The sequence below is a fragment of the Mycobacterium sp. genome, assembly GCF_965229105.1.
GTDB lineage: Bacteria > Actinomycetota > Actinomycetes > Mycobacteriales > Mycobacteriaceae > Mycobacterium.
On record NZ_OZ245858.1, the window covers coordinates 4427541 to 4452779 of the forward strand.

The window sequence follows — 25239 nt, forward strand, 5'->3', positions numbered from 1 at the left end:
TGTTCCACGTCTTCCACACTCGAGACGGTGTCGGGGCGGATCAGACCTGCTTCTGGCCCGGCGTGCTGGTCACCACGCCGTTGGAGGTCCTCCAGTACCCGTCGTAGACGGTGATGGTAAAGGCGGAGAACTTGGTGAGGGCGGCGGTGCCGAGGTTGAGACTGCCGGTCAGGGAGTCCCCGGTGGAGACGATGTACCCCGAGCCGGGGTTGGCGTCACTGGGCACAGAGCCGAGTTTCGTGGTCGAGATCGTCTCGCCATCGGGATCGGTCGCTTTTATGGACGTCCAGCTATTGCCGACCTTGACGGCGCTCGTAACCGGGTCCCTGTTTTCGGCGTAGATCGGGATGACCACCGTGACGGTGCTGGTGCCGCCGTAGCCGTCGGTGACGGTGAAGTTGAACCAGTCCGTCTTTTGCGCCGTGCTGGCCCCCATCTTGGCCGCGGCGTGGAAGTAGGCCGCGCTCTGGCTGATCGAGTACGACATGGTGCCGTTGGAGTTGACGGTCACAGTGCCGCCGTTGGCGGTGGCGATGGTGCCGCCGCTGGCCAAGGCGAAGGTCGTGCCGGTGCCATCGAACTTGTTGTTGATCAGCAGTGCGTCGGAGTCGGCGTCGCTGGCGACGAATGTCATGCCGGTGACCGTCTGGACCCCGGCCGCGTTGGGGTTGGTCTTGGATCCCGGACCAGACAGCGTGACCGTCCCGGAGCTGCCGTTGACGGTCAACGCGGGTGCGTTGTTGCTTACCGACGGGGCCACGTTGATGGTCGCGATGATCACCGACTTGCCAGTGGCATCGGTGGCCTTGATGGTGAACGAATCAGCTGGGGTTGTGGTGTGGCCCAGCCCGGCGGTCCGGGTGTAGGTGTAGGTGCCGTTGGAGTTGACGATCACACTGCCCTTCGACGGGCCGCCGCCGAGGCTGTAGGTCAGCCCGAGCCCGGTATCGCCGGCCGGGACGTTCAGCGAACCGGTCGTGACACCGGCCGTCGTGTTGGTGTTGGTCTGCGGCGACGGGGTCGTCAGCCCGGTCAGAGTGACCGTCGCCGTGGTGGTGCCACCGTGGCCGTCTGACACCTGCACCTGGAACGAATCCGACGCGACCCCTGACTTCGGGATATAGGTGAACGAAGTGCCAGACATGGTGATGATGCCGCCGTTGGAGCCGTAGACCGAACCACCTGTGGTGCCGACCAGGGTGTAGGTCAAGCCGTCACCGTCACCATCAGAACCGTTCGCAATGGTGCCGCGCACCACGCCAAGGCCGCTGGTACTCGAACTGCTGACAGACCCGTTCAAAGTTGGTGTGGCGTTTTGCTTTTCGATCGGGATCGAGTAGGTCACTGCGGTGATACCACCGAAGGCATCACTGACGTTGACCGTGAACGTGTCGCCGGGATCACCGGTGACGGCATGGTCGTGCCAGTAGCTGTCCGAGACGCCGAACCATGCGTACTTCTGATTCGTGTAGCTAAATGTCCCGTTGGCGTTGACAGTGATCGTTCCGCCCTGGGCGGTTCCGTAAGTGCCGGCAGCCCAGGTGAGCGGATCGCCGTCGGCGTCCGTCGCTTTCAGCGTGCCAGACGTATCCTGCTTGTCGTACGGACCGACAATGCGGGTCAACGATGAACTGCTCACAGTCACACCGTTACCCAAAGGAGCACCGTTGCCCACCGTCGGGTTGACGTTGACCACCGCGACCGTCACCGTCTTTCCGGTGCTGTCGGTTCCGAGGATGGTGAACGAGTCGGCCGTGGGCTGGGTATGACCCGCCGCCGTGCGGGTGTAGGTGAAACTGCCGTCGGCATTGAGCACCACGTTGCCCCGCAGCGCATTTGGGGCCGTGCCGATGCTGTAGGTCATCAGCCCGGTGTCGGCACCGCTGACGTTCAGGTTGCCGGTGACCTTGCCTGGGACGGAACCGTTGGTCGTCACCGGCGCCGTCGCGCTCACCGGCACATTCACGGTCGTCGTATAGGTATGGCCGAAGCTGTCGGTGCTTGTCAGCTGGAACGAGTCCGACGTCCCGCCCGCCGCCCTGTTCGGTATGTAGGTATACGCACCGGTGGTCGGATCGAGCTTGACGATCCCGCCGTTGGCGGTATATGCCGATCCCCCGTTGGCGCCGACCAGTGAGTAGGTCATCGGATTGTTGGCGTTGTTCGGTGCCGAGACGGTCCCGCGAACCACACCCAGCCCCGAGGTGCTGCCGACCGTGTTGGTCATGGACCCGACAGCCTGGTTGTAGTAGACGGTCACCGTGACCGTCTTCTGCGTGGTGGCTGTGTCGCCTTCCGGCATGTACGGATGCAACACACTTATCTGGCCATCGCCCTGAGCGAGGATAGTCATGGTGAACGTCATCGTCTTGGGAGATTTGTCGCTGGACAACGGATTCCAGTCCCACACCGTCCAATTCATCTTTCCGTTGCCGGCGTCAACGACGGTGACGGTGAATCGACTATCGGTGGGTTCGGTGAAACCGAACGAGGTGATCGGGTCGCCGTCGGCATCGTAGAACTGCACGTACCCCGAGACGGTGGTCCCGCTCGCACCCGAGAGATGTTGACTGGTTTGCTGCATGTCAGTCACCACGGGGGCGTGATCGGTCGCTACATTCTCGAACCGCCGAAAGAGCGCAACCACAGCGATATACATGATCAGTGAGGCCGGGTTCGGGTCGTAACCGAGCTCGATCTGCTGGTCCAAGACGGTCGCCGGGGCCAGGAAGGCTCCGGTGGCAGCCGCGATGATCGGATCCTGCTCTGCGGTAATGAGATCGAGGTTGCCGAGGGCGACCATCCCCTTGGCGAAGCTGAGCACCTCCGCGCCCCAGACGTCGACGTCCCACGTCTGCGCGATGTTCATGACCACGACGGCACCAGCGACGGCCGCAGCCATCACCGACGCCGGCGTGATGGCTGCGGGTGCGCCGTCCACCATCTTGAAAGGCGGGATGAACTCGTTGATGAGCGTAGCCATGCCATTGAGCATGTGCGAGAACGAGTCCGCCACGATCGAGGAGGTGAAAAACAGGTTGATGACCTCCACCGGGTACTTCAGCCAGGCGTTGCTCAGCGACATCGGTGCAGCCAAAAATGCATCCAACGCCGCGCCCCAGGCGTCGAGTGATGTCTGGATGTCGTACTGCGCTGGGGTGGTGATGGGGCCCGCGCCCTCCTGGACGGCCGACAGATCCCCCTCCATCGAGGCAGCGGCATAAGAGGGGGCGGCAGCAGACGGAGCCGCCGCCGGGGCGGCGGCAGCAGCAGCAGACGGCACTGACAGGGTCATCGACTCGGCAGTTGCGGCGGCCGCGGCGGCGGCCGCCCTGGCCATCGTCGACTTCCGAATGATCACGCCAGGAGAGTCTTCGATCGACGGGACGGCGGCCGTCACTGTCGGCGCATCCGTCATTGTGGTGTCAACCGTTGTGGTCTCAGCCGGTACCACCGTCGTGGGGGCCTCGACGGTGGGCGTTGCCGGCGTCGTGCCGGTGGAGCCGGTCGTCGTCGGCGACGACACCGTTTCGGTGGTCGCGTCTGTCGTAGTACTGACCGCCGTGGTGGCCTGGCCCGAGCCCGAAGACTGGACGGACGACGAGGAGTCGCTGTCGGAGGCCGATGCCGATGCCGCCGATGCCTTGCTCGTCGCACGCGCGCGGGCAGGTCCATTTGCGCGGCTGGAGTTAGTGGAGCTGGAGTTCGCGGAATGGCCGGAATTGCCATCGGACTTGCCCGTCGAATGCGGGGTCGCTCCGGAATCCGACGAACCAGTGTCGGTACTGGCCGCGGCCACACCTTGACCTGCGGCTACCGCCAGGCCGAGCCCCACCGCTGCAACGAAAAACCCGTTGCGGGCCGCACGCTGCCCGGCGCGAACCGGCTGCTTACGGTGCCGGGCTGCCTGCTTGCGGTGACGGGCCGCATGCTTCTTGGAACTCACCGAATCCCCCGAACCACGCGCCCCATAACGGGACCCGGACCGGTGGCAGCCGAGATCATGCCCTGTCCAGCGGTTACCGCCAGTCCTGCGCCTACCGTCGCTGCGAAAGTCTCGCTGCGCACCGCGCGCTTGCCCAAACCCACCGAGTTTCCCCGCTCGTGTCAGTGGTGACGAGACTCACCTAGGTCGAGGGTGAGCGACGCACGTCACGATTGAATCCGCAACTTAACACGCTTATCAGTTTTCGTTAAGATTACGCGCGGGTCAATTCTCCCCGAACCGTCTGAGCAGGGCGTTTACGATGAGCACAAGAACTGGCACAACCGTGACAGAGCTATGTCATTTCCGCCCTGGCGAAGATTTAGCAAACTGACGGACGCTACAGCCGGTTGCTGGTATAACGTCGGATCACCGCTCGCGAGCGCCCAACAGCCGTTCGACATATTTCGCGATGACATCCACTTCGAGGTTGACCGGGGTGCCGGCAGGCGCGCGCCCGAGGGTGGTCAGCTCAAGGGTGGTCGGAATCAGCGATACCTCGAACCACTCCCCGGCTTCATCGCCGCCGAGGCCAGAAACAGTCAGCGAGATACCGTCGACCGTGATCGAACCCTTTTCGACGACATAACGGGACACGCTGTGCGGCAACGAGATTCGCACCACATCCCAATGTTCCGACGAGGTCCTCGACAGCACGTGGCCAGTGCCGTCGACATGACCCTGAACGATATGGCCCCCGAGTCGACTGTTCACCGCGGCCGCCCGCTCCAGGTTGACCCTGGACCCAACGGCGAGCTGCTGGAGGCTGGACCGGTCGAGGGTCTCTGCCATCACGTCGGCGCTGAACTCTCCGCCCGGCAGCACCTGAACCACAGTCAGACATACCCCGTTGACCGCGATGGAGTCGCCATGGCCCGCATCGGCGGTGACCACAGGCCCGCGGATGACGAACCGCGCAGCATCGCTGAGGTCCTCTTTGCCGACCACTTCGCCCAGCTCTTCGACGATTCCGGTGAACACGCCTACAGGTTAAAGGGTGGCCGGACCGGCCCACGAGGCCGACAGCCCGCTACGGGATTGCCGAACGTTCACTTTGTGCACGCTAGTGCAGAAGACGTGTCGTAAGTGCACGTTGGGCGGGGACCGCGGCGCGCGCTCAGAGCTGCGGCCTATATCCGCCGCGCATACCCCTGGCTGCCATCGCCGTGACCATGGCAGCACCGCCACCGCTATCTACCGGCACCTGCCGAAACTCCAGGTCAATGGGCATGACACCCGCCGCGCCGGCTGGCGAACCGACATACAACGGTAATCGTGCGGGTGCCAGGCCGATCTGTAGACCATCTACGATGCAGGCATGCAGACGCGCACCCGCTTGTCCCGCATCCTCATCGCCACGGCCGCTATCAGTACTGCCGCGGCCTTGGCGGTCGGTTGCTCATCGTCCTCGTCAACGTCCACCGAACCACTTCCGGACGCCGCCGGATTACTCCAGCAGTCCGCGCAGACCACCAAGAACCTCAAGAGCGCTCACCTCGATATCACGGTGAACGGCAAGATCGAGGGCCTGCCGATCAAGAAGCTCAGCGGCGATCTGACGAACGTGCCCGCCACAGCCGTCCAGGGCAATGCCACGATCACCATGGGCGGCTCCGACGTCGACGCCGGGCTCGTTGTCATCGACAGCACCCTTTACGCGTCGTTGAGCCCGAACAGCTGGCTCGACCTCGGTCCCGCCGCCGATATCTACGACCCGTCGACCATCCTGAACCCGGAAACCGGTCTGGCCAATATCTTGTCGAACTTCTCAGACCCCAAGTCTGAGTCCAGCGAGACCATCAACGGTGTGGAGACGGTCAAGATCACCGGCAAGCTCAATGCCGACGCCGTCAACAAGCTGATCGACCTGAAGGTCACTGATGCGGTGCCCGGTATCGCGTGGGTCGAAAAGGGCGGCGACCACAACCTGGTGCAGTCCCAGATCGACCCGGCCAGCGGCACATCCATTCAGATGACCCTGTCGAAGTGGAATGCGCCGGTCACCGTCACCAAACCTGCGATGTAATGCGCACGAGTTCTAGCCGCGGCGTAGCGATCAGCGCGGGCGGCCTCGCTGTCCTGCTGGGTGCCATCGACACCTATGTCGTGGTCACGATCATGACCGACATCATGAAAGACGTCGGCATCCCGGTTAACAAGATCCAGCAGATCACGCCGATCATCACCGTGTATCTGCTCGGCTATATCGCGGCCATGCCGCTGCTGGGCCGGGCTTCGGACCGGTTCGGCCGCAAACTGGTGTTGCAGGTCGGCCTGCTCGGTTTCGCGGCCGGTTCGGTGGTCACCGCGTTATCTAACGACCTGACGATGCTGGTGATCGGCCGTCTCATCCAGGGCACCGCCAGTGGTGCGCTGCTGCCCGTCACGCTCGCACTTGCCGCAGATCTATGGGCCGCCCGCAACCGGGCCGCTGTGCTCGGCGGAGTGGGTGCGGCTCAGGAACTCGGCAGTGTGCTCGGCCCGCTCTGGGGCGTGGCTGTGGTGACGTTGCTCAGCACCTGGCGCGACGTGTTCTGGATCAACATTCCGTTCACGATCATCGCGATGGTGATGATCCAGCTCAGCGTGCCTGCCCGGGAGCGCGGCACCGATCCACCCGAGAGGGTGGACGTCATCGGCGGTGTCCTGCTGGCGATCACACTCGGCCTTGCGGTGATCGGGCTGTACAACCCCGCACCCGACGGTAAACAGATCCTGCCGCCATCGGGTCTGTGGTTTGTCGGTGGTGCCGTCATCGCGGCGATCGCGTTCTTCATCTGGGAACGCATCGCCCGAACCAAGTTGATCGATCCGGCCGGGGTGCGGTTTCTGCCTTTCGCGGCGGCGCTGGGCACCTCGCTGTGCGCAGGTGCCGCGCTGATGGTGACGCTGGTCAACGTCGAACTGTTCGGTGTCGGCGTACTTGGCCTCGAACAGGTTCCCGCCGCCCTGAAGCTGACCTGGTTCCTGGCCGCGTTGCCGGTCGGGGCGCTGGTCGGTGGCTGGATCGCCACCAGGGTTGGCGACCGGATCGTGGTGTTCGTCGGCATGCTGATCGCCGCGGGCGGCTATCTGCTGGTGTCGAAGTGGGGCGTCGATGTGCTCTCGGCCCGCCATAACCTCGGTTTGTTCACGCTGCCTGCCTTCGACACCGATCTGGTTGTCGCCGGCCTCGGACTTGGCCTGGTGATCGGGCCGCTGACGTCTGCGGCGTTGCGCGTCGTACCCAGCAAACAGCACGGTATCGCGTCGTCGCTGGTCGTCGTTGCGCGGATGACCGGCATGCTGATCGGTGTCGCGGCTCTGTCCGCGTGGGGCCTGTACCGCTTCAACCAGATCCTGGCGTCTCTGCCACCGTCGAGCGGTACCAGTCTGCTGGAGAAGGTCTCCGGTGAGGCCGCCCGGTACAAGCTGGCCTTTGCCATGCAGTACGGCGGGATGTTCGGCATCACCGCGATCGTCTGCGTCGTCGGCGCGTTCATTGGGCTGTTGATCGCCGGTAAGCACACGCATGCCGATGATGACGACCAGGCCATCCCGGCCAACTCCCCCGCTGGCGATGACACTGCCACCCAGGTGCTGTCGGTGCCCAGCGATCCTGCGACCCAACAGATCCCTCGGGCCGGTGCGCATCGCAGCGATCCGAACGCGACGACCCGGATCCCACGACCTGATCCGCGCTGAGCCGGTCCCCTACTGCGGTACCAGCGACAGCATCAGATCCGGCCCAAGGGTGTCCACTCCGTCGTAGCGCCAGCGCAACGCCTTGCCGATGCTGGTCACACCGACATCGTCGACGGCAATCACTGGGCCGCCCAACAGGATTGGGGCCACATAGGCCAGGATCCGGTCGATCACACCGGCGCGCAGAAAGGCACCCGCTAGCGTCGGCCCGCCTTCGACAAGGACGTCGGTGCGGTCCGACAGCGCCCTGAGCACCTCGTGCGGATCGTGCGTCCGGATCACCATGGTGCGCGAGTCATCGTTGAGAACGTTTGACTCAGAAGAGATTTCACGCTCACCGACGACCACCCGCAATGGCTGCCGCGCGGCCAGCGTGCCGTCGGGAAGCCGGGCCGTGAGCGTCGGGTCGTCGGCGAACACCGTGCCGGTCCCAACCACTATCGCGTCCGCTGCCGCACGCCTGCGGTGCACATCGGCACGGGCCGCCTCACCGGTGATCCATCGGCTCGATCCGTCGGCGGCGGCGCTGCGGCCGTCGATGCTGGCGGCGTATTTCCAGGTGACATGCGGCAGACCGGTGCGCTGCTTGTGTAGCCACTCCCGCAGCGGCCCGGTCCGCACCAAGTCGTCCGCGAGGCCCGCGACCACCTCCACACCGGCTGCCGTCAGTCGCGTCGCACCGCCTGCTGCCACCGGGTTGGGGTCGCCGACGGCGTAGACCACCTTCGAAATGCCTGCGGCCAGAAGGGCATCCACACAAGGCGGGGTCCGACCATGATGGTTGCACGGCTCCAGCGTCACTATCGCCGTCCCGCCAGCGGCTTTGGTGCCCGCACGCCGTAACGCCACCACTTCGGCATGCGCGCTGCCCGCGGGCTCGGTACCACCGACACCGGCGATCTGCCCGTCGCGGTCCACAATGACCGCACCGACCGGTGGGTTCGGGTAGGTGGCGCCTTTGACCTGGTTGGCCTGATCGACCGCGAGGCGCATGGCCCGTTCCAGCGTCGCCGGCAAGGTCATAACCGGCGGTGCGGCGAGAAGGCCCCGGCCTGACGCCGCAACGCCGCAACCGCGGCCGCTGGGTCCTCGGCGCCGTAGACCGCCGATCCCGCCACGAAGCAGTCGACGCCGGCTTCGGCGGCCGCTTCGATGGTGTCGGCGTTGATCCCGCCGTCGATTTCCACCAGGATCGTCAGCTCGCCTGCATCGACGAGCCGACGGGCGGTGCGGACCTTGGCCAGCACCTCCGGCATGAAGCTCTGCCCGCCGAAGCCCGGCTCGACGGACATCACCAGCAGGGTGTCGAAATCGCGCAGGATCTCCAGGTAGGGCTCAAGCGCAGTACCGGGTTTCACCGACAGTCCGGCCTTGGCCCCCGCCGCCCTGATATCGCGGGCGACGCCGACGGGGTTGTCGGTGGCCTCGGCGTGGAACGTCACGTTGTACGCCCCAGCCTCGGCATACGGCGGTGCCCACCGCTCGGGGTTGTCGATCATCAGGTGGCAGTCGATCGGGATGGCGGTGGCGGCCAGCAGGCTCTCCACCACCGGCAGGCCCAGCGTCAGATTGGGGACGAAATGCGCATCCATCACGTCGACGTGTAGCCAGTCGGCGCCGTGCACGGCGGCAGCTTCGTCGGCCAGCCTGGCGAAATCGGCGGACAGGATCGACGGCGCAATGAGCGGTTCGGACGTCGGCGACATGCGCCCCACCTTAGAGGTCGCCTTCAGGCGTCACGGCGCAAGGCGGCCGCGAACATGGCGTCGGTGCCGTGGCGGTGCGGCCACAGCTGGACATGCGGTCCGTCACCGGCGCCGGCACCGATATCGGTGGCCGGGGCGAACAGTGGTCGGGTATCAAGTGCCGTGACCGGATAGCGGCGCACCGCGTCGGCGACGACACCGACTGTCTCGGCCAGGTGCGGTGAGCAGGTCGCGTACAACACCACGCCGCCGGGTCTGGTCAGTTCGATGGCCGCAGCCAGTAACTGTCGCTGCAGTTTTGTCAGGTCAGGAACATCCGAGGGCAGCCTGCGCCAACGGGCTTCGGGGCGGCGGCGCAACGCACCAAGACCCGTGCACGGCACATCGACCAGCACCCGGTCGAAACCTGGCTCAAGACCGGATTCGCGACCGTCCACCCGGACCACCTCGACAGGTAGACCGCGGGTGTTCTCGACGACCAGATCGGCGCGGCGGGCGGCCGGCTCCACAGCGGTCACGGTAGCGCCGGATTCGGTCCCGATCCCGGCCAAGATCGCCGTCTTCCCACCGGGGCCCGAACACAGGTCCAGCCAGCGCCCGCCATCGGGGCCGATGAGCGGCGCGAGGGTCAGCGCGCGCGCCACCAACTGGCTGCCCTCATCCTGGACCAGCGCCTGGCCGTCCCTGACCGGCGCCAGCCGGCCGGGGTCACCGCTGGGCAGATACACCGCATAGGGCGAATAGGTTCCCACCTCACCGCCGACGGCGTCGGCGAGCGCTTCCGCAGTCAGCACCCCGGGGCGGGCCGCCAGGTGCACCACAGGTCGTTCATCATCAGTGCTCAGCAGCGCACCCAGCTCGCCGGCGCGCGATCCCAGCGCGTCGGCAAACGCCTGCGCAATCCAGCGCGGATGAGCGTGGACGAACGCCAGATGGCCGAGCGGATCGGCGGTCGCCGACGGCGCGAGTTCGGCGACCCACGCCGCTTCGTCCTGACCCGATATCTTGCGAAGCACACCATTGACGAAACCGGCACGCGCAGTGTCGAATTCGATACCGGCCTGTTCAACGGTGGTCGATACCGCGGCATGCGGCTCGACGCGGGTGCGCAGTAACTGGTAGGTGCCGAGCCGCAGCAGATCCAGCAGGACCGGGTCGATGTTCTCGGGCGGGCGACCGGCCGCAGCAGAGATGACGGCGTCCAGCAGGCCGCGGGTCCGGCAGGTGCCGTAGGTCAGTTCGGTGGCGAAAGCGGCATCACGGCCGGTGATTCCGCGCTCGGTGAGCAGTGCGGGTAACGCCAGGTTGGCGTAGGAGTCCCGTTCGGAGACAGCCCGCAGCACATCGAAGGCCGCCTGACGCGCCGAGTCCAGTGGTTTGCGGGCGGGTCTTTTCGGCGGCCCAGTGCGACCACGGTCGGACTGCGGACGTTTGGGAGGACGATCGGTCATGTTGCGCGCGGTCCATGTGGTCCGTCGGCGTCATCGAGGCGAGCCCCGCGCGCCCAGTCGGCGGCATTCATCGGTTTCTTTCCTGGTGGTTGAACAGTGCCCAATTGCACTGGTTGCGAAGCAGTTCCGATCAACACGCGGTTGCGTTCGACGCGGATCTCCCCCGCAGACATGGGCTCGGCGTCGGTATCTCCAGTGACCGGTCCGACCTTGAGCCGCAGGTCACCGATCATGGTCCAGGCGCCAGGGTTGGGGGTGACCGCGCGGATCCGTCGCTCGACGGTATGGGCAGGCAGGTCCCAGCGGATCCGGGCCTCGTCGACATCGATCTTGGGCGCCAGGCTGACGCCCTCGACCGGTTGCGGTACCGGGCGCAGCGTGGCGTCCTCGATACCGTCGAGGGTGCTTTCCAGCAGTGCAGCACCGGAAACGGCAAGGCGGTCAAGGAGTTCCCCGGCGGTGTCGGTGGCCCGGATGGTTTCGGTGACCACCCCGTATACCGGTCCGGTGTCCAGGCCCTGTTCGATCCGAAAGGTGCTCGCACCGGTCACGGTGTCACCCGCCGCGATCGCCGCCTGAACGGGGGCCGCGCCGCGCCAGGCCGGCAGCAGCGAGAAATGCAGATTGATCCAGCCGTGCTGCGGGATCGCCAGCAGCCCGTCGCGCAGCAGCGCCCCGAAGGCCACCACCGCACAGCAGTCCGGCGCCAGCTCGGTGAGCTCGGCGACGAACTCCTCGGAGTTGGGGCGTTGCGGGCGCAGCACCGGGATACCGTGCTCGGCGGCTACCACCGCCACCGGCGACGGTGCGGGTTTGCCGCGCCGGCCCGCGACCGCGTCAGGCCGGGTGAGCACGGCAATCACCTCGTGCCGCGGTGAGGCGATGAGGCGACGCAACGCGGGCACTGCGGGTTCCGGGGTGCCGGCGAAGACAAGACGCACCGCGACAGTCTAGGGGCCGTCAGCGCGGGGTCTGATAGAACTCCCGCTGCGAGACCCCGGTGGTCCCTGCGACGAACATCCAGGGAATGGTGCTGATCAGCTTGTTCACCGTCGCGACGGCATCGTTGTAGTACTGCCGGGCGAAGGCAAGTTTGTCCTCGGTATCGGCCAGATTTTCCTGCAGATTCAGGAAGTTGCTCGACGAATTGAGCTGCGGATAGGTCTGGCCCAGCGCAAGTACCTGCCCGACCGCCTGGTCGAGTTGTCCTTCTGCGGCGCTACGTTGTGCCACCGACTTGCCACCGGTGGCCGCATCCAGGGCCGCCCTGGCCTCGGTGACGTGGTCGAGGATCTGCTTCTCGTGGGCGGCGAACGTCTGCACGGTGCTGACCAGCGCGGGAATAAGCGATGCGCGCCGCGTCAGCTGCACATCGATACCGCCGAGGGCTTCCTCGACGCGGACGTCCGCCGAGCGGATCTTGTTGTAGCCCAGCACAAATGCGATCAGGACGGCGACCGCGATGAGCAGCACCACGATCAGTAGGAACCTCACCATGAGCCGCCTCCACCTCCTCCGCCACCGCCACCTCCGCCGCCCCCACCGCCACTACTGCCCCCACTGCTGGAGGACGAGGACGACGACTGGGACGCCGTGTAGGCGCCGATGGACGATGACAACGCCGATTCGAAACTATCGAAATCCGGTCCACCGGAACCACCGATGAACGTCGAATGACTGGTCGAGGTGGGATACCACCCCGGTTGTGGCGCAACCGTTCCGGTCGCAGTCTGATATTTCTTCGCCCATAGCGCCGCGGCCCCAGCGGCCACCGCAAAGGGGACATACGCGCTGTAGAGGTCTTTGCGGGCACCGAAATCGAACCGCGACTCGGCAGAATCGGTGACCAGCATGCGATGGAACCCGCCCGCCCGCGACCACAGGTCACGTCCGGCAGGCGTGCGCCTGGTGCCGACACCGTCCCGCCACGCTCGCGCGGAGATGAAGAAGAACATCGCGAACGGCACCACCCACATCGTCGTGGGAAAACCAACCCGAAATGCCGCCATGATCAACAACACGAACGCCAGCACGTTCGCCACCCGCGCCCACCACTCACCGCGGCGCTTGACCAGCAGACCGTCGTCGAATGCCCATTTGCGTACGGCGGCATCCATATCGGCCTTGGCCTTGGTCAATTTTTTGCCGGACGTCACGGTGCCGTTGGCGTCGAACTCCTTCCCTGGGTAGTTCACCTTCAGCGCGGATCCGACCGCGACACTGACCGGGTCTACCGACGCCCAGTCACCCTGATCGCCCTTGGCGCGGATGGTCCACTTTTTCTCACTGTGCTGATCGAGTTCGACGAGTCCGCGTTCGGCCAGGTAGAACAACGTCGCCGTGAGCCCGTTCTTCGCAGGAGATTCTGTGCGGATGTATTCGAACTGCACCGGCCCCAGCCCCTCCGGAGGGGCGTATTGCAGCGGGAATCCTGGTGCGCGTTCCACGGTCGCCTTACCCATTGCCCAGGCGATCCCGGCGCCGACAACGCTCAGCAGAATCATCCACAGCACGCCGGTTTCGGATCGGCCGAGGATGCCGTCCCAGCTGTAATCCCATGGCAGCTCGGCACGTGGCGGTGTCGGCACGTCCGCGCCGAGACGCACGGTGACCGGCGTGTGTGGCGCCAACTCACTGGCCGATACCGTCATGGTGTTGCCGTTGACGGTGAGATCGTCACAGGCCCGGCCGACCCCAGTCCCGACGGAGCATTGGGCGCCGCTCACCTCGCCGGGCAGGGTCACCGAGATCTCAGCCCGGTCGATGCGGTTGTTCCAGGCTGGGGCCACCACGTTCCAGAAGAACACCGTCGGCGGATCCGGCACGGACGCGGTGGGGTCGATGGTGCTGCTGGCGAACGATTTACCCGCACCCGTGCTGCCTGGATCCAAGACGCCGGCAATCGTGTAGCGGATCACGTAGGTGTGCGTGCCATAGCTCAGGAAGCGGTCGGCATCGCCGATCTTGGCCACGCTGTATCGGCCGTCTTCTTCGGATAACAGCTGGTAGTTGGCCGGCTCACCGTCGACCGTGATCGATGTGATGACGGGTGGCTGCCGGACGTGCGGGCTGTTGCGGTTGGCCACATCCCAGTACCGGAAGATGCCGTGGCGACCACCGGGAAACTCAGCGGTGATGGTCTCGGTGGCATCGAGGTTACCGTCGCGGTCGACGAAGAATTCGGCGCGGTAGTTGCTGAAGGTGACAGGATCCGCGACGGTGCCGCCACTGCTGGTACTGACGAAAACCAGTGGCCAAAAAATGGCAAAAGCTATCAGCGCCAAAGCAATTGACCACCGGATCGCCCGACCGATCCATCCCATGTCCGCCTCCGCCCCCGACTCTTCGTGCTTACCCTATGTGCAACGGGTCGATTTGCACCCGAACCGGGTCGTGATCCCGGCGGGCGCTGAGCACGCCGGTAGCTTTGCGCAGCGCTGCCGCGAGCGCCAGCCCCTGATCGCGTGGGACCCGCACCAGCATCCGGGTGACGTCTGCCTCGGCGGCGATCCCGGCCGGCCGACGGACCCCCGGCGGCAGATCGACTGGGCCCAGCACGCCTGCGGCATCGGGTAGCTGTGCCTCGGCCAGCAGCACGGTGACTGCCTCGGCGACCCCGTCGAGGGCGGCCATGTGGACACTGGGCGGCCAGCCGACCTCTGATCGCGAATCCAGTTCGGCCTCGGCGTGGCCGACCGGATCCCAGCGCACCAACGCCTGCACGGTCGGGATCGCCGCCTCGGCCACGACCACCACGACGCCACCGTCGCTTTGCGCGCGGACCTGGGCTGCCGCCGACAGCCACCGCCGCAAGGTGTCCTCGGCGGCCCGCAGATCCTGCCTGCCCAGCAGCGCCCAGCTGTCCAGCAGCAGCGCTGCACCGTAGCCGTCCGATGCGTGTGGTTCCGCGCCCGGTGTCGCGACGACCAGCGCGGGCCCTGGCCCGACCGTGTCGACCATCGACTCCCCCGATGAGGTGATCACCGCAGCGCCGGGAAATGCGCGGCCGAGCTCTTCGGCGGTCCGCTTGGCGCCGACCACCACCGCCCGGATCGCGTCCGACCCGCATTTGGCGCAGCGCAAGGCGAGATCGACCCGGCCACACCAACGGCAGACCGCGCCGTCGTCGGCCCGACCGGTCAGGGAAAGCGGCCCGGTGCAGTGCCGACAGCGCGCGACGGTGCGGCATTTTGCGCAGGCCAGCGAGGGAACGTAGCCACGGCGAGGTACCTGTACCAGCACCGGCCGGTCTGCTTCCAGCGCGACTCGCGCGGCCCGCAGGGCGATCGACGGTAACCGGGCCGTCCGGGCGGCGGGATCACGCTCATCGGCGTAACCGCCGTCATCGAGTGCCACCACCCGTGGTGCCGCGCTGCGCACCACCTGGCGCTGCGCCACCAGATCATGCGCCCATCCGCTGCGGACCAGGGCCTGTGTCTCCGCGGTCCGCGCGTAACCGCCGATGACCGCGGCGCAGCGCAATTGGTGCGCACGCAGCATCGCAACCTCCCTGGCGTGCGGGTACGGCGCCCGCGGTTCGGCCAGGCTGTCATCCCCGTCATCCCAGATCAGCACCAGACCGAGATCGTGAATCGGGGCGAATACCGCGCTGCGGGTACCGATCACCAGCCGGGCGCTGCCCCGCAGCACCGCGAGCCAGCGCCGGTACCTGGCGGACGGACCCAGCCCTGCGGAGAGGGCGACTAGCGCGTCGGGGCTGCACCGTGTGACGAGACTCGCCGATAGCGCATCGACGTCACGCTGGTCGGGCACGACCGCGAGCACGCTGCGGCCGCCGTGCAGTGTTGCGGCGGCGGCCTCGGCGAAACGTTCGGTCCAGACTTCGCCGGGCAGTGCCTGCCATACCGCGCGGGCGGCCCGGCCTTCGGCGAGCGCGGTGAGGAATTTCTCCCCGCCCGTGTAGCGGCCCCAGCGTGCCGGATCGGGGGCGTCGATGATCAATGGTGCTGTGGGCGTGACTGTTTCGCGCTCGACCTTGGCGTGCCGGGGCGGAATCGCCAACCGCAGCACATCGGCGCGGGTGCCCGCGTAGCGCGCGGCCACCGCGTCGGCGAGTCGGCGCACCTCGGGAGTCAGCACGGGTTCGGCGGAGATCACCCGGTCCAGCCAGCCCAACTTGCCGACGTGGTCGGTCTCGGAGCGACGTTCCAGCACGAACGCGTCGACCAGCCTGCCGTGGAACCGGACCCGCACCCGGACACCGGGCTGGGCATCATCGGACTGATCGGCGGCCACCAGATAATCGAATTCGCGGTCCAGGTGCGGCACCGTCAACAGGGGCAGGACCCTGGCGATCGGCTCATGCTCGGCGGCATGACGCAGGCTGGTGCTCACCTAGGCAGGTGTAGCAGGCGGGTCCGACCGAAGAAGAAGCCCGCCGTGATGAGCACCATCGAGAGCGCGTATGCCCACCAGATGGGCACAGCGAGAGCCTCTGATCCCAGCACGAACCTGCCGATCCCGATCATGCCGTCCGATATCGCAAAGCACACTGCGCCCGCGGCGGTCCACACCGTCGGCAGTCCGGCCAGCAGTGCCGCGCACACCATCGCGCCCAACACCGCCATATAGACCGTGACCGGGATCGTCAGCCCGGCAGCCGCCAAGCTCGGCCAGAACCACACCAGCAGGCCAAGGCATGCCGCAACAACCACGGCGGCCGCGACCAGCCGGGGCGGCGACGGCGCTGCCAGCGGCCACAGCGCCGTCAGGAAGCAGAGATGGGCGAGCAGGAAAGCGCCCAGCCCACCGACGAAGGACGGCTCCCACCACGGCATGGCCAGCAGAAAATCACCCGCCGCCGAGAACAACAGTGCCCCCAGGAGCCAGCGACGCTCGCGAACCACAGGATGAAACAGGCTTGCCGCGGCCAACAGCACCGCCATCAGCGCCTTCACCGCGGGCTGGCCGGGAAACTGTCCGGTCAGCTCGGCACCGGCAGGAAGCCGCAGTGCCGTTACGACCAGGAAAAGGCCGTAACCCGCACCTGCCACGGCAGCGGCCACCCAGAGCCGTGCCAGCCGCGCCGAGTAGGTTCTCCGTGTGCCCGCCATCGACACCATCCTGCAGAAGGTACTTGACGCGGTCCCGTTCCGGCTCGCACCCGACGAGGGTGTCGAAGCCGCGCGGGCGGGATTCAAGGCCCTGCCCCGCTTTCCCATTCTCCCTGAGGTGCGTGCGGAGGACCGGACCATCGACGGGCCTGCGGGGCCGATCCCGATCCGGATCTACTGGCCGCCCAACCACACGTCGGCATCGCCGGTTGTGCTGTTTTTCCATGGCGGCGGATTCGCGATCGGCGATCTCGACACCCATGACGGCACCGCCCGCCAGCATGCGGTCGGAGCCGATGCGGTGGTGGTGTCCGTCGACTACCGGTTGGCACCGGAAAACCCGTACCCCGCGGCGGTGGACGACGCATGGGCGGCGACGCAGTGGGTGGCCGCCCATGGCGCCGAGCTGGATGCCGATCCGAGCCGGCTGGCGGTGGCCGGCGATTCGGCAGGCGCCAACCTATCCGCGGTGGTGGCGCAGCTCGCTCGCGATAACCACGGACCGGCGTTGGCGTTCCAGCTGCTCTGGTATCCGCCGACGCAGGCCGATCTGACCCTGCCGTCCTTCGCCGAGAACGCTCATGCGCCGGTGCTGGATCTCGACGCCATCGCGGCGTTCAACGCCTGGTATGTCGGTGACATCGACCTCGCCGACGCACCGACCGGCTTCGCGCCGGGCCGGGCCGCCAACCTCGCTGATCTGGCGCCCGCCTACATCGCGGTCGCCGGGCACGATCCGTTGCGCGACGACGGTCTGCGCTACGCCGAATTGCTTTCTGCCGCGGGTGTTCCCGTTACCGTCGACCACGCCGAGACGCTGGTCCACGGTTATCTCGGTTACGCAGGCGTGGTGCCCGCGGCGACCGAGGCGATGGACCGCGGACTCGATGCGTTGAAGGCAGCTCTGCACACCTAGGCGGACCGGGAGACCACCCGCGCTCGCCGGTCCGGGATCCGCGCCAAGCCGAGGTGACCCCGCAGTGTGGTGCTGGTGTACTCGCGGCGGAACAGACCGCGGTCGCGCAGGATCGGGATCACGTGGTCGACGAAAAGCTCGAGCCCGGACGGGAACACGTCGGGCATCAGGTTGAATCCGTCGACCGCCCCGGCCACGAACCACTCCTCGATGGCGTCGGCCAGCTGCTCTGGTCCACCCACCACCAGCCGGTGCCAGGTGATGACGCGATCCAGGAGCTGGCGGACCGTCAGGTCTTCCTGGCGGGCCAGGTTGACGACGATATCCCTGGCGCCCTGGGACCCGCCGACGGTTTCGGCACCGTCGATCAGCCAGCGCGGCAACGGTTTGTCCCAGTCGAGCTCCGATGGGTCGACGCTGAGTTGGCCGGCCAGGTGCGCCAAGCGCCGCTCGCCTGCCAGCTCGTTGAGCTCGTCGTTGCGGCGACGCGCCTCGTCCTCGGTGCTGCCGAGCACGAAGGACAGCCCCGGCATGATCCGCACCGCGTTCGCCGGCCGGCCGGATGCCGCAGTCCGCGAACGCAATTCGTACGCGTTGCGCAGCGCGTCCGGTAACGTGGCCTGCGCCGCGAAGACGCCGTCGGCGTACTTCGCCGCGAGATCGAGACCGCCTGCGGATCCACCGGCCTGGAACAGCACGGGGTGTCCCTGCGGAGTTCGGGGCAGTGTCAGCGGGCCGCCGACGCTGAAGTGGGTGCCGCGGTGGTCGATGGTGTTGATCGACCCGATCCGGCTGAAGGCCCCGGTGTGCTTATCGGCCAGCACCGCGTCGTCGTCCCAGGAGTCCCAGAGTGCACGCACGACATCGATGAATTCCGCTGCCCTACCGTAGCGTTCGGCTCGCGACGGCTGTTGGTCGGGAACCGGCCCGTGCCCGAAGTTCTGCCAGGCGAAGGGGTCACTGCTGGTGACCACGTTCCAGGCCACTCGGCCGCGGCTGAGGTGGTCGAGCGACGCAAAGCGCCGGGCGATGTTGTAGGGCTCCTCGAAGGACGTCGACACCGTGCCGATCAGCCCGAGATGGGTGGTGACCGCGGCGAGCGTGGACAACAGCACGATCGGGTCCAACGCCAGTGGTGGCGCCACCAGCGGCTGGTCGGGTTCCTGGAACAGCGACGGACTGTCGGCCAGGAACAGGGCGTCGAGCGTTCCACGCTCCGCGGTCTTGGCGATATCGATCCAATACGCGGGATCGGTGAACCAGTTCGGGTCGGCGCAGGGATGCTGCCAGGCCGCCGGATGCATGCCGTCCGAGAGAACGTTGACGCCGAGATGTAGCTCACGAGCGCTCACGTCACGCCTGCTTGCCCGGCAGTGCCAACTTCTTCACCTCGGGGTCGGTCGCGATGAAGGTCTGCACCCGCGGGTCGTTGAACGCCTTGATCAGGTTCTGCACGTTGGGTGTGTCGACGTAGTTGCTACCGACCGTCAGCACGGAGGCGAACTCCTCCGGTGACTTCGGCGCGAAGATCAACTTGTCCTCGCTGACGCCTGCCGCCAGGAACGACTCGGCATAACCGACGATGGCGTCGAGATCAGGTAATGCCCGTGGCTGCGCACCGAAATCGAGCAGCGTGAATTTCAGGTTGCGCGGATTGTCGGCGATGTCTTTGACCGTCAGCGCGGTGACGTCGGCGTCCGGACGCAGGGTGATCAGGCCGGCCTGCGCCAGGTACCAGATGCCTTGGGCGTTGTTGGCCGGGTCAGCGAGCAGCGATAGCGTCGCGCCGTTCGGCAGGTCTTGCGGCGTCTTGTACTTGTCGGACCAGATGCCGAAGACCCAGTGGAAGAACGGACCCGTGGCGGCTTCCTCCCGGAAGCCCGGATTGGCGTCGAGTACCTGTTGCAGCCAGTGCCGGTGCTGGAAAATCGTTCCGGCATAACGGCCGTCGCTGATGGCGCTGTTTATCTGGGTGCTGTCCCCCAAGCCCACGGAAGCAACCTTGACACCGTAGTCACCGGCGATGTTGTTGCCGATGTAGTCGATGATGGCTTTTTCGGCCGGGTTGGAGTCCAGGTAGACGACCTGCAGGGTGGCGCCGGCTGTCTCGTTCGCCGAGGTCGTGTCACCGCCGCGGACCACCACGAAATATCCGGCGACAGCGGCGATGATGACTACCACGACCGCCAAAAACGGCCACTTGCGTCGCTTGGAGATGGTGAAGCCGTGGGAATCCTGTTCCTGCCCAGCCTGTTCGGCCGATGCCGATTCATGAATACTCATAGTGCTGCGCAGTCTGTCGCGCCGCATCGTCGGCACCAATGGTTGAAATCATCCTGGCGGCAAATCCTTCTAAGTTCACGGTGATCGGAAAGGTATTCGGCGCCAACAAAGTCCGGCACTGTTGGCGTCGAAGGCGCTAAATCCTGCGCAACTCACTCCAAGGTCGGACCCAGAAAGCTGAAGCCGCGCCAATGATCGAACTGACGGATCTCACCAAGGTCTACGGCCACGGCCACGGGCGCACTGTGGTGCTCGACCAGGTCAATTTCCGCGTTGATGCCGGTGAGATCCTCGCGGTCGTCGGCCCCAGCGGTGCCGGTAAAAGCACTCTGGCACAATGCATCAACCTCTTGACACCGCCGACCTCCGGTTCGGTCGTCGTCAACGGCGAAGACCTGGCCACCCTGTCATCGAGCAAGCTGCGGGTGGCCCGTCGACGGATTGGCACCGTGTTCCAGTCGGCCGGCCTGTTCGAACGGAGAACTGCCGCCGAAAACGTGGCGCTCCCGCTGGAATACCTCGGCGTCACCTCAGGCGAAGCGACCAAGCGCGTCGCCGAATTGCTTGACCGGGTCGGGCTAACCGAACGCGCCGGGCACTATCCGTTCCAGCTGTCGGGTGGACAACGCCAGCGGGTCGGCATCGCGCGGGCGCTGGCGCTGCGGCCGTCGGTACTGCTCTCCGACGAGGCCACCGCGGGCCTCGACCCCACCACCACCGGCTCGGTCGTCGCCCTGCTGCGGGAGCTGCGCGACGATCTGAACCTGTCCATCGTGTTCATCACCCACGAGATGGACACGGTGCTCAAGATCGCGGACTCGGTGGCGCAGCTCGACCGCGGTCGGATCGTGGAATCCGGCAGGCTGGTCGAGCTGCTCACCGACCCGGCGTCGGCACTGGGTGCGGCGCTGCGCCCGCACCGGGTCGACGCCGAACCGGACAGCGGGCAGCAGGTGTGGCACGTGGTGTACGACGCCCCCGACGTGCCCGCCGACTGGATCAGCCGAGCGTCGGCGGAACTGGCTGTGCCGCTGTCGATTCTGGGCGCCTCGGTACAGGTGGTCGGCGGCGTCAGCATCGGCAGTGCCACCGTCGGCATCCCCGCTGATCTCAGTGCCCGGGTGGTCGACGTATTGGCCCGCTATGGGCTGGCCGCAAGCCCCGCCGGAAATCAGACCGACCGCCGACTGATTGGTGTGGCATGACCGAGACACTGCTGGCCAATGCGAAGGTGCCGGTCAATGAGCTGCCCGGCCTGTTGTTCCCGGCGCTGCTGGACACACTGATCATGGTCGGCATCGTGATGACCATCGTGGTGGTCGTCGGGGTCCCGCTCGGCGCCCTGGTGCACAACCTGGCGCCTGGTGGCCTGTTCGAGAACCCGGCGCTGCACACCCCGCTGAGTTGGATCATCAGCATCGGGCGGTCGCTGCCGTTCCTGATCCTGATGGCGTCGATCATGCCGTTCACGAGGCTTATCACCGGCACCAACATCGGCATCGCAGCGGCCGTCGTACCGATGTCACTGGCCGGGATCGCCTTCTTCACCAGGATCGTGGAGAACTCGCTGCGCTCGGTCGCGCCGTCGGTGGTGGCGGTGGCCCGCGCTTCGGGCGGTTCGCCGCTGCAGATCATCCGCACCGCGCAGCTGAGCGAGGCGGTGCCGTCGATCATCGGTGGGCTGACCATCAACGTCATCGCGATGATCGAGTACTCCGCCATCGCGGGGACCATCGGGGCCGGCGGAATCGGTTATGTCGCCGTCACTTATGGCTATCAGCGGTTCGACCAGGGAGTGATGCTGGCGACCATCGTCATCCTTGTCATCACCGTCGCGGCGGTCCAGTTGACCGGCGATGCACTGGTTCGTTTCACCACCCCCCACAAACGCAACCGCACCCGTCCATCGCGCACACGCGCCGTCACCGTCGCACCCTCAGGAGCCACCGCATGACCACCACCCCGACACCCATCCAAGATTCCGATGACCACGGCTTCGCACTCAAACGCCGACCCAAATGGATATTCCCCGTCATCGGCCTGGTCGTGGTGATCGTCGCCGTCATCGGTGTGCGCTTCGCGTTCTTCGGGGATAGCAAGTCGCCCAACGAGATTGCCGGTGCCACGCTGGTGGTGGCCACCAACGAGGGCAACGCAGCCGAGCAGGCGTTGATCGAGTACATCGCCAAGGAGGTCGCGCCCAAGCACGGCATCAAGGTCGCGTTCCGCGGTCTGGCCGACAGCAACACCATCAACCGAGCCGTCAGCGACGGTGAGGTGGCAGGCACCATCTATCAGCACAAGCTGTGGCTGGGCCAAGTGCTGGAAGCCAATCCCGACTTCCGTGAGACCGCCGCCACCCCGGTGTTCCGGTGGGGTTTTGGGATCTGGTCGGACAAGTACACCGACCCCTCGCAATTGCCTGACGGTGCCAACATCTCGCTGTATTCGGATCCGGCGAATGAGGCCCAAGGCCTGTGGCTGCTGGAGCGGGCCGGCCTGATCACGCTGAATCCGGCCGCGGACAAGTGGACCGCCACCCAGAAGGACATCGTCGCCAACCCGAAGAACCTGAAGTTCACCCTGCTCGACTTCGCCGCACAGTCCCGTTCGTTGCCGGACCTCGACGCGGCCGTCGGCTACACCGAGTACTACCTGGCGGCGAAAGTTCCTTTGCAGCAGCAGATCTTCGCGCCGCCCGCTCCCGACGAGTTCGCCGGTCAGCTGACGATCGGCAGCAAGTGGGCCGATACCGAGAACATCAAGAACCTGGTCGCGACGTTCAAGGATCCCGCGGTGCAGCAGTACTTGGCCACCGACCCCAGCGTGAAGGACATTCTGCTGCCGCTGCAGTGAGCCCCACACATAGAATCGCGCTGAACACAACCGGTGACTGCAGCCTTGCCGCAGACCAGCATTGCCGACGTGACCCGTGTGATCCGCTTCAATGCGTTCGATATGAACTGCGTCGCCCATCAATCCCCCGGCTTGTGGCGCCATCCCGAAGATCAGTCGGCCCGCTACAAGGACCTGACGTATTGGACCGAACTGGCGAAACTGTTGGAGCACGGCCGTTTTGACGGCCTGTTCATCGCCGACGTGCTCGGTACCTATGACGTCTACGGCGGCAGCGACGAGGCGGCCATCCGGCAGGCGGCACAGATTCCGGTGGGTGATCCCATGCTGTTGGTGTCCGCGATGGCACTGGTCACCGAGCACCTGGGGTTCGGCCTGACCACCGGCACCGGTTTCGAGCACCCGTATCCGTTCGCTCGTCGGATGTCCACGTTGGATCACCTGACGAATGGCCGCATCGGCTGGAACATCGTCACCGGCTATCTGCCCGCCGCAGCCCGCAACATGGGTCAGACGGACCAGCCGGCACACGACGCCCGCTACGACCATGCCGATGAGTACCTCGAGGTGCTCTACAAGTTGTGGGAGGGCTCGTGGGAGGACGACGCCGTCGTCCGTGACCGCGACCGCGACCGCGGCGTTTTCACCGACCCGGATAAAGTGCACCACATCGGCCATAGCGGAACACATTTCAATGTGCCTGGCGTGCACCTGGCCGAGCCGTCGAGCCAGCGCACCCCCGTCATCTACCAGGCCGGGTCGTCACCGCGGGGGGTGCGGTTCGCCGCCGAGAACGCCGAAGCCATCTTCACTGCCTCCCCCACCAAGGCCATCCTTCGCGAGACGGTCACCACCATCCGCCGCGAGCTGGAACTGGCCGGGCGTGATCCCTACTCGGCGAAGATCTTCAACCTGTCCACCGTGATCACCGCGGCAACCGACGAAGAGGCGATCGCCAAGCACGTCGAATATCTGTCCTACGGCGATCCAGAAGGCGCGCTGGTGTTCATGTCCGGCTGGATGGGCGTGGACCTGTCCAAGTACGGGCTGGACGAGCCGATCGGCAACGTCGACTCCAACGCCATCCTGTCCGCCGTCGCGGCGTTCCAATCCGCAGACCCCGACGGTCGCGAATGGGCTGTCCGCGACATCGCCGAGTGGAGCGAAATCGGCGGCATGGGACCACGTTTCGTCGGTTCCGGAGTCAGCGTGGCCGACACCCTGCAGGAGTGGGTGGAGGAGGCCAACGTCGACGGCTTCAATCTGGCGTACGCCATCACCCCCGGTTCGTTCGCCGACTTCATCACCCATGTGGTGCCGGTGTTGACCGAGCGGGGCGCCTACCAGTCGGCGTACGCACCGGGCACGTTGCGCAACAAGCTGCTCGGGCGCGGCGACCGGCTGCCCGACGAGCATCGTGGCGCGACCTACCGGGTCGGCGGTTCCGCCTCGACGATCATCGATCGACCGACCACCGTGCCGTCGTCCTCGGCGTCGGTGTCGGTGCAACCGGCGCGGGGCCGTTAGAACTGCACCCCGCGCGTCAGCGCCCCGTCGACCACCAGGTTGGTCCCGCTGACGAAGCTGGCGGCCGTGCTGCTCAGGAAGACCACCGCGTTGGCGACTTCCTGCGCGGTGGCCATGCGACCGGTGGGGTTGAGCGCCAGCGACGCGGCGAACAACTCGGGGTCGTCGCGCTCGATGGACGGCCACACTCCGCCGGGAAAGTAGGTGTTGCCAGGGCTGACGGTGTTGGCCCGCACCCCCTTGCCTGCCAACTGGTAGGCCAGACCCTGCGTGTAGTGGATGACGGCAGCCTTGATGCTGCCGTAAGGCCCTGCGAAGACGTCGACTTCGCGGCCGGACACACTGGAGATGGTGACAATCGATCCGGCCCCGGTGGCCAGCAGATGCGGCAGCGCGGCGTCGACCAAACTGACCGTGCCCATCAGATCCACGTCGATGCTGCTGCGCCAATCATCGGATAGGGCACTGACATTGGCGACCACGCCGTCGATGCTGCCGAGCGCTTCGGCGCTGCTGGCCACCCAATCGGCAACTGCGGGTTGATCGGCCACGTCCACCACTGTGCCGAAGGCGATGCTGCCGTCGTCGGACAGCTCCGCCTGCGCCTGCGCCACCGCTTCCGGTGAGCGCGCGCAGAATGCGACGTCGGCGCCCTCAGCCAACAGGCCTTCGACGACGGCCCGGCCGATACCGCGGGTGCCGCCGGTGACGAGGAATCGCTTTCCCGACAATCCGAGTTCCATGCTGTGTTCTCCTG

Annotated in this window: 21 protein-coding genes; 8 read left to right on the forward strand and 13 right to left on the reverse strand. The window is 66.2% G+C overall.

Features of this window, described 5'->3' with window-relative positions; genetic code table 11:
- Nucleotides 1-40: 40 nt before the first annotated feature.
- A complete protein-coding gene (locus ADBZ9O_RS20585; protein ID WP_526524779.1) occupies nucleotides 41-3361 on the reverse strand; it encodes a beta strand repeat-containing protein in 3321 nt (1106 codons plus the stop codon).
- Here ADBZ9O_RS20585 and ADBZ9O_RS20590 point away from each other — a divergent pair.
- Nucleotides 3354-3806: a hypothetical protein gene (locus tag ADBZ9O_RS20590; protein ID WP_526524780.1), complete on the forward strand. Its 453-nt coding sequence runs from the start codon at nucleotides 3354-3356 to the stop codon at nucleotides 3804-3806. The two genes, ADBZ9O_RS20585 and ADBZ9O_RS20590, sit on opposite strands and share 8 nt — an antisense overlap.
- A gap of 548 nt (nucleotides 3807-4354) precedes the next feature.
- On the opposite strand, the gene ADBZ9O_RS20595 is transcribed toward ADBZ9O_RS20590, so the two are convergent.
- Complete coding sequence (locus ADBZ9O_RS20595) at nucleotides 4355-4966, reverse strand: riboflavin synthase (RefSeq protein WP_526524781.1); 612 nt, start codon at nucleotides 4964-4966, stop codon at nucleotides 4355-4357.
- 337 nt (nucleotides 4967-5303) lie between these two features.
- Between ADBZ9O_RS20595 and ADBZ9O_RS20600 the strand changes: the two genes are divergently transcribed.
- Together ADBZ9O_RS20600 and ADBZ9O_RS20605 are read left to right on the forward strand one after the other, a co-directional pair.
- Nucleotides 5304-6011, forward strand: a complete 708-nt coding sequence (locus ADBZ9O_RS20600) for an LppX_LprAFG lipoprotein (RefSeq protein WP_526524782.1) — start codon at nucleotides 5304-5306, stop codon at nucleotides 6009-6011.
- Complete coding sequence (locus tag ADBZ9O_RS20605) at nucleotides 6011-7669, forward strand: MFS transporter (RefSeq protein WP_526524783.1); 1659 nt, start codon at nucleotides 6011-6013, stop codon at nucleotides 7667-7669. Before ADBZ9O_RS20600 ends, ADBZ9O_RS20605 begins: the two co-directional genes overlap by 1 nt.
- A gap of 9 nt (nucleotides 7670-7678) precedes the next feature.
- On the opposite strand, the gene ribD is transcribed toward ADBZ9O_RS20605, so the two are convergent.
- From ribD to ADBZ9O_RS20645, 8 genes are read right to left on the reverse strand one after another with little or no spacing between them, the layout of a single operon-like run.
- Nucleotides 7679-8692, reverse strand: a complete 1014-nt coding sequence (gene ribD / locus ADBZ9O_RS20610) for a bifunctional diaminohydroxyphosphoribosylaminopyrimidine deaminase/5-amino-6-(5-phosphoribosylamino)uracil reductase RibD (protein WP_526524784.1) — start codon at nucleotides 8690-8692, stop codon at nucleotides 7679-7681.
- Nucleotides 8689-9375, reverse strand: a complete 687-nt coding sequence (rpe, locus tag ADBZ9O_RS20615) for a ribulose-phosphate 3-epimerase (protein ID WP_526524785.1) — start codon at nucleotides 9373-9375, stop codon at nucleotides 8689-8691. Before rpe ends, ribD begins: the two co-directional genes overlap by 4 nt.
- 23 nt (nucleotides 9376-9398) lie before the next feature.
- Nucleotides 9399-10826: a transcription antitermination factor NusB gene (locus ADBZ9O_RS20620; protein ID WP_526524786.1), complete on the reverse strand. Its 1428-nt coding sequence runs from the start codon at nucleotides 10824-10826 to the stop codon at nucleotides 9399-9401.
- A complete protein-coding gene (gene fmt / locus ADBZ9O_RS20625) occupies nucleotides 10823-11767 on the reverse strand; it encodes a methionyl-tRNA formyltransferase (RefSeq protein WP_526524787.1) in 945 nt (314 codons plus the stop codon). The genes ADBZ9O_RS20620 and fmt overlap by 4 nt, the downstream gene beginning before the upstream one ends.
- Before the next feature lie 19 nt (nucleotides 11768-11786).
- Complete coding sequence (locus tag ADBZ9O_RS20630; protein ID WP_526524788.1) at nucleotides 11787-12323, reverse strand: LemA family protein; 537 nt, start codon at nucleotides 12321-12323, stop codon at nucleotides 11787-11789.
- Nucleotides 12317-14149 (reverse strand): DUF2207 family protein, encoded by a 1833-nt coding sequence (locus ADBZ9O_RS20635; protein ID WP_526524789.1) that lies wholly within the window; start codon nucleotides 14147-14149, stop codon nucleotides 12317-12319. The genes ADBZ9O_RS20630 and ADBZ9O_RS20635 overlap by 7 nt, the downstream gene beginning before the upstream one ends.
- 28 nt (nucleotides 14150-14177) lie before the next feature.
- Nucleotides 14178-16181: a primosomal protein N' gene (locus ADBZ9O_RS20640; protein WP_526524790.1), complete on the reverse strand. Its 2004-nt coding sequence runs from the start codon at nucleotides 16179-16181 to the stop codon at nucleotides 14178-14180.
- Entirely contained in the window at nucleotides 16178-16900 is a 723-nt protein-coding gene (locus ADBZ9O_RS20645; RefSeq protein ID WP_526524791.1) for a lysoplasmalogenase family protein, read from the reverse strand. The genes ADBZ9O_RS20640 and ADBZ9O_RS20645 overlap by 4 nt, the downstream gene beginning before the upstream one ends.
- On the opposite strand from ADBZ9O_RS20645, the gene ADBZ9O_RS20650 reads away from it, so the two are divergent.
- Entirely contained in the window at nucleotides 16890-17816 is a 927-nt protein-coding gene (locus ADBZ9O_RS20650) for an alpha/beta hydrolase (protein ID WP_526524792.1), read from the forward strand. The genes ADBZ9O_RS20645 and ADBZ9O_RS20650 overlap by 11 nt on opposite strands.
- Here the strand turns inward: ADBZ9O_RS20650 and ADBZ9O_RS20655 are convergent.
- On the reverse strand, nucleotides 17813-19168 hold the full coding sequence (locus ADBZ9O_RS20655; RefSeq protein WP_526524793.1) for an LLM class flavin-dependent oxidoreductase: 1356 nt from the start codon (nucleotides 19166-19168) through the stop codon (nucleotides 17813-17815). The two genes, ADBZ9O_RS20650 and ADBZ9O_RS20655, sit on opposite strands and share 4 nt — an antisense overlap.
- A 1-nt stretch (nucleotide 19169) precedes the next feature.
- Nucleotides 19170-20099 (reverse strand): MetQ/NlpA family ABC transporter substrate-binding protein, encoded by a 930-nt coding sequence (locus ADBZ9O_RS20660; RefSeq protein WP_526524794.1) that lies wholly within the window; start codon nucleotides 20097-20099, stop codon nucleotides 19170-19172.
- 191 nt (nucleotides 20100-20290) lie between these two features.
- Between ADBZ9O_RS20660 and ADBZ9O_RS20665 the strand changes: the two genes are divergently transcribed.
- The 4 genes from ADBZ9O_RS20665 to ADBZ9O_RS20680 all read left to right on the forward strand — a co-directional run bounded on the left by ADBZ9O_RS20665 (nucleotide 20291) and on the right by ADBZ9O_RS20680 (nucleotide 24482).
- Nucleotides 20291-21304, forward strand: coding sequence for a methionine ABC transporter ATP-binding protein (locus tag ADBZ9O_RS20665; protein ID WP_526524795.1), 1014 nt, complete (start codon nucleotides 20291-20293; stop codon nucleotides 21302-21304).
- Nucleotides 21301-22053 carry a methionine ABC transporter permease gene (locus ADBZ9O_RS20670; protein ID WP_526524796.1) on the forward strand — a complete coding sequence of 251 codons (753 nt, stop codon included), beginning with the start codon at nucleotides 21301-21303 and terminating at the stop codon, nucleotides 22051-22053. Before ADBZ9O_RS20665 ends, ADBZ9O_RS20670 begins: the two co-directional genes overlap by 4 nt.
- The gene (locus ADBZ9O_RS20675) at nucleotides 22050-22955 is read left to right on the forward strand and encodes a MetQ/NlpA family ABC transporter substrate-binding protein (protein WP_526524797.1); all 906 of its coding nucleotides are present in this window, start codon (nucleotides 22050-22052) and stop codon (nucleotides 22953-22955) included. The genes ADBZ9O_RS20670 and ADBZ9O_RS20675 overlap by 4 nt, the downstream gene beginning before the upstream one ends.
- A gap of 69 nt (nucleotides 22956-23024) precedes the next feature.
- Nucleotides 23025-24482: an LLM class flavin-dependent oxidoreductase gene (locus ADBZ9O_RS20680; RefSeq protein WP_526533340.1), complete on the forward strand. Its 1458-nt coding sequence runs from the start codon at nucleotides 23025-23027 to the stop codon at nucleotides 24480-24482.
- Here the strand turns inward: ADBZ9O_RS20680 and ADBZ9O_RS20685 are convergent.
- Nucleotides 24479-25225, reverse strand: coding sequence for an SDR family NAD(P)-dependent oxidoreductase (locus ADBZ9O_RS20685; RefSeq protein WP_526524798.1), 747 nt, complete (start codon nucleotides 25223-25225; stop codon nucleotides 24479-24481). The genes ADBZ9O_RS20680 and ADBZ9O_RS20685 overlap by 4 nt on opposite strands.
- Nucleotides 25226-25239 lie beyond the last annotated feature (14 nt).

Bases quoted from the DNA above. Each gene is read 5' to 3' on its own strand.
- ADBZ9O_RS20590 (WP_526524780.1), top strand. From the start codon at position 3,354: ATGATCACGCCAGGAGAGTCTTCGATCGACGGGACGGCGGCCGTCACT.
- ADBZ9O_RS20600 (WP_526524782.1), top strand. From the start codon at position 5,304: ATGCAGACGCGCACCCGCTTGTCCCGCATCCTCATCGCCACGGCCGCT.
- ADBZ9O_RS20605 (WP_526524783.1), top strand. From the start codon at position 6,011: ATGCGCACGAGTTCTAGCCGCGGCGTAGCGATCAGCGCGGGCGGCCTC.
- ribD (WP_526524784.1), bottom strand. From the start codon at position 8,692: ATGACCTTGCCGGCGACGCTGGAACGGGCCATGCGCCTCGCGGTCGAT.
- rpe (WP_526524785.1), bottom strand. From the start codon at position 9,375: ATGTCGCCGACGTCCGAACCGCTCATTGCGCCGTCGATCCTGTCCGCC.
- ADBZ9O_RS20620 (WP_526524786.1), bottom strand. From the start codon at position 10,826: ATGACCGATCGTCCTCCCAAACGTCCGCAGTCCGACCGTGGTCGCACT.
- ADBZ9O_RS20630 (WP_526524788.1), bottom strand. From the start codon at position 12,323: ATGGTGAGGTTCCTACTGATCGTGGTGCTGCTCATCGCGGTCGCCGTC.
- ADBZ9O_RS20635 (WP_526524789.1), bottom strand. From the start codon at position 14,149: ATGGGATGGATCGGTCGGGCGATCCGGTGGTCAATTGCTTTGGCGCTG.
- ADBZ9O_RS20645 (WP_526524791.1), bottom strand. From the start codon at position 16,900: ATGGCGGGCACACGGAGAACCTACTCGGCGCGGCTGGCACGGCTCTGG.
- ADBZ9O_RS20660 (WP_526524794.1), bottom strand. From the start codon at position 20,099: ATGAGTATTCATGAATCGGCATCGGCCGAACAGGCTGGGCAGGAACAG.
- ADBZ9O_RS20665 (WP_526524795.1), top strand. From the start codon at position 20,291: ATGATCGAACTGACGGATCTCACCAAGGTCTACGGCCACGGCCACGGG.
- ADBZ9O_RS20670 (WP_526524796.1), top strand. From the start codon at position 21,301: ATGACCGAGACACTGCTGGCCAATGCGAAGGTGCCGGTCAATGAGCTG.
- ADBZ9O_RS20675 (WP_526524797.1), top strand. From the start codon at position 22,050: ATGACCACCACCCCGACACCCATCCAAGATTCCGATGACCACGGCTTC.
- ADBZ9O_RS20685 (WP_526524798.1), bottom strand. From the start codon at position 25,225: ATGGAACTCGGATTGTCGGGAAAGCGATTCCTCGTCACCGGCGGCACC.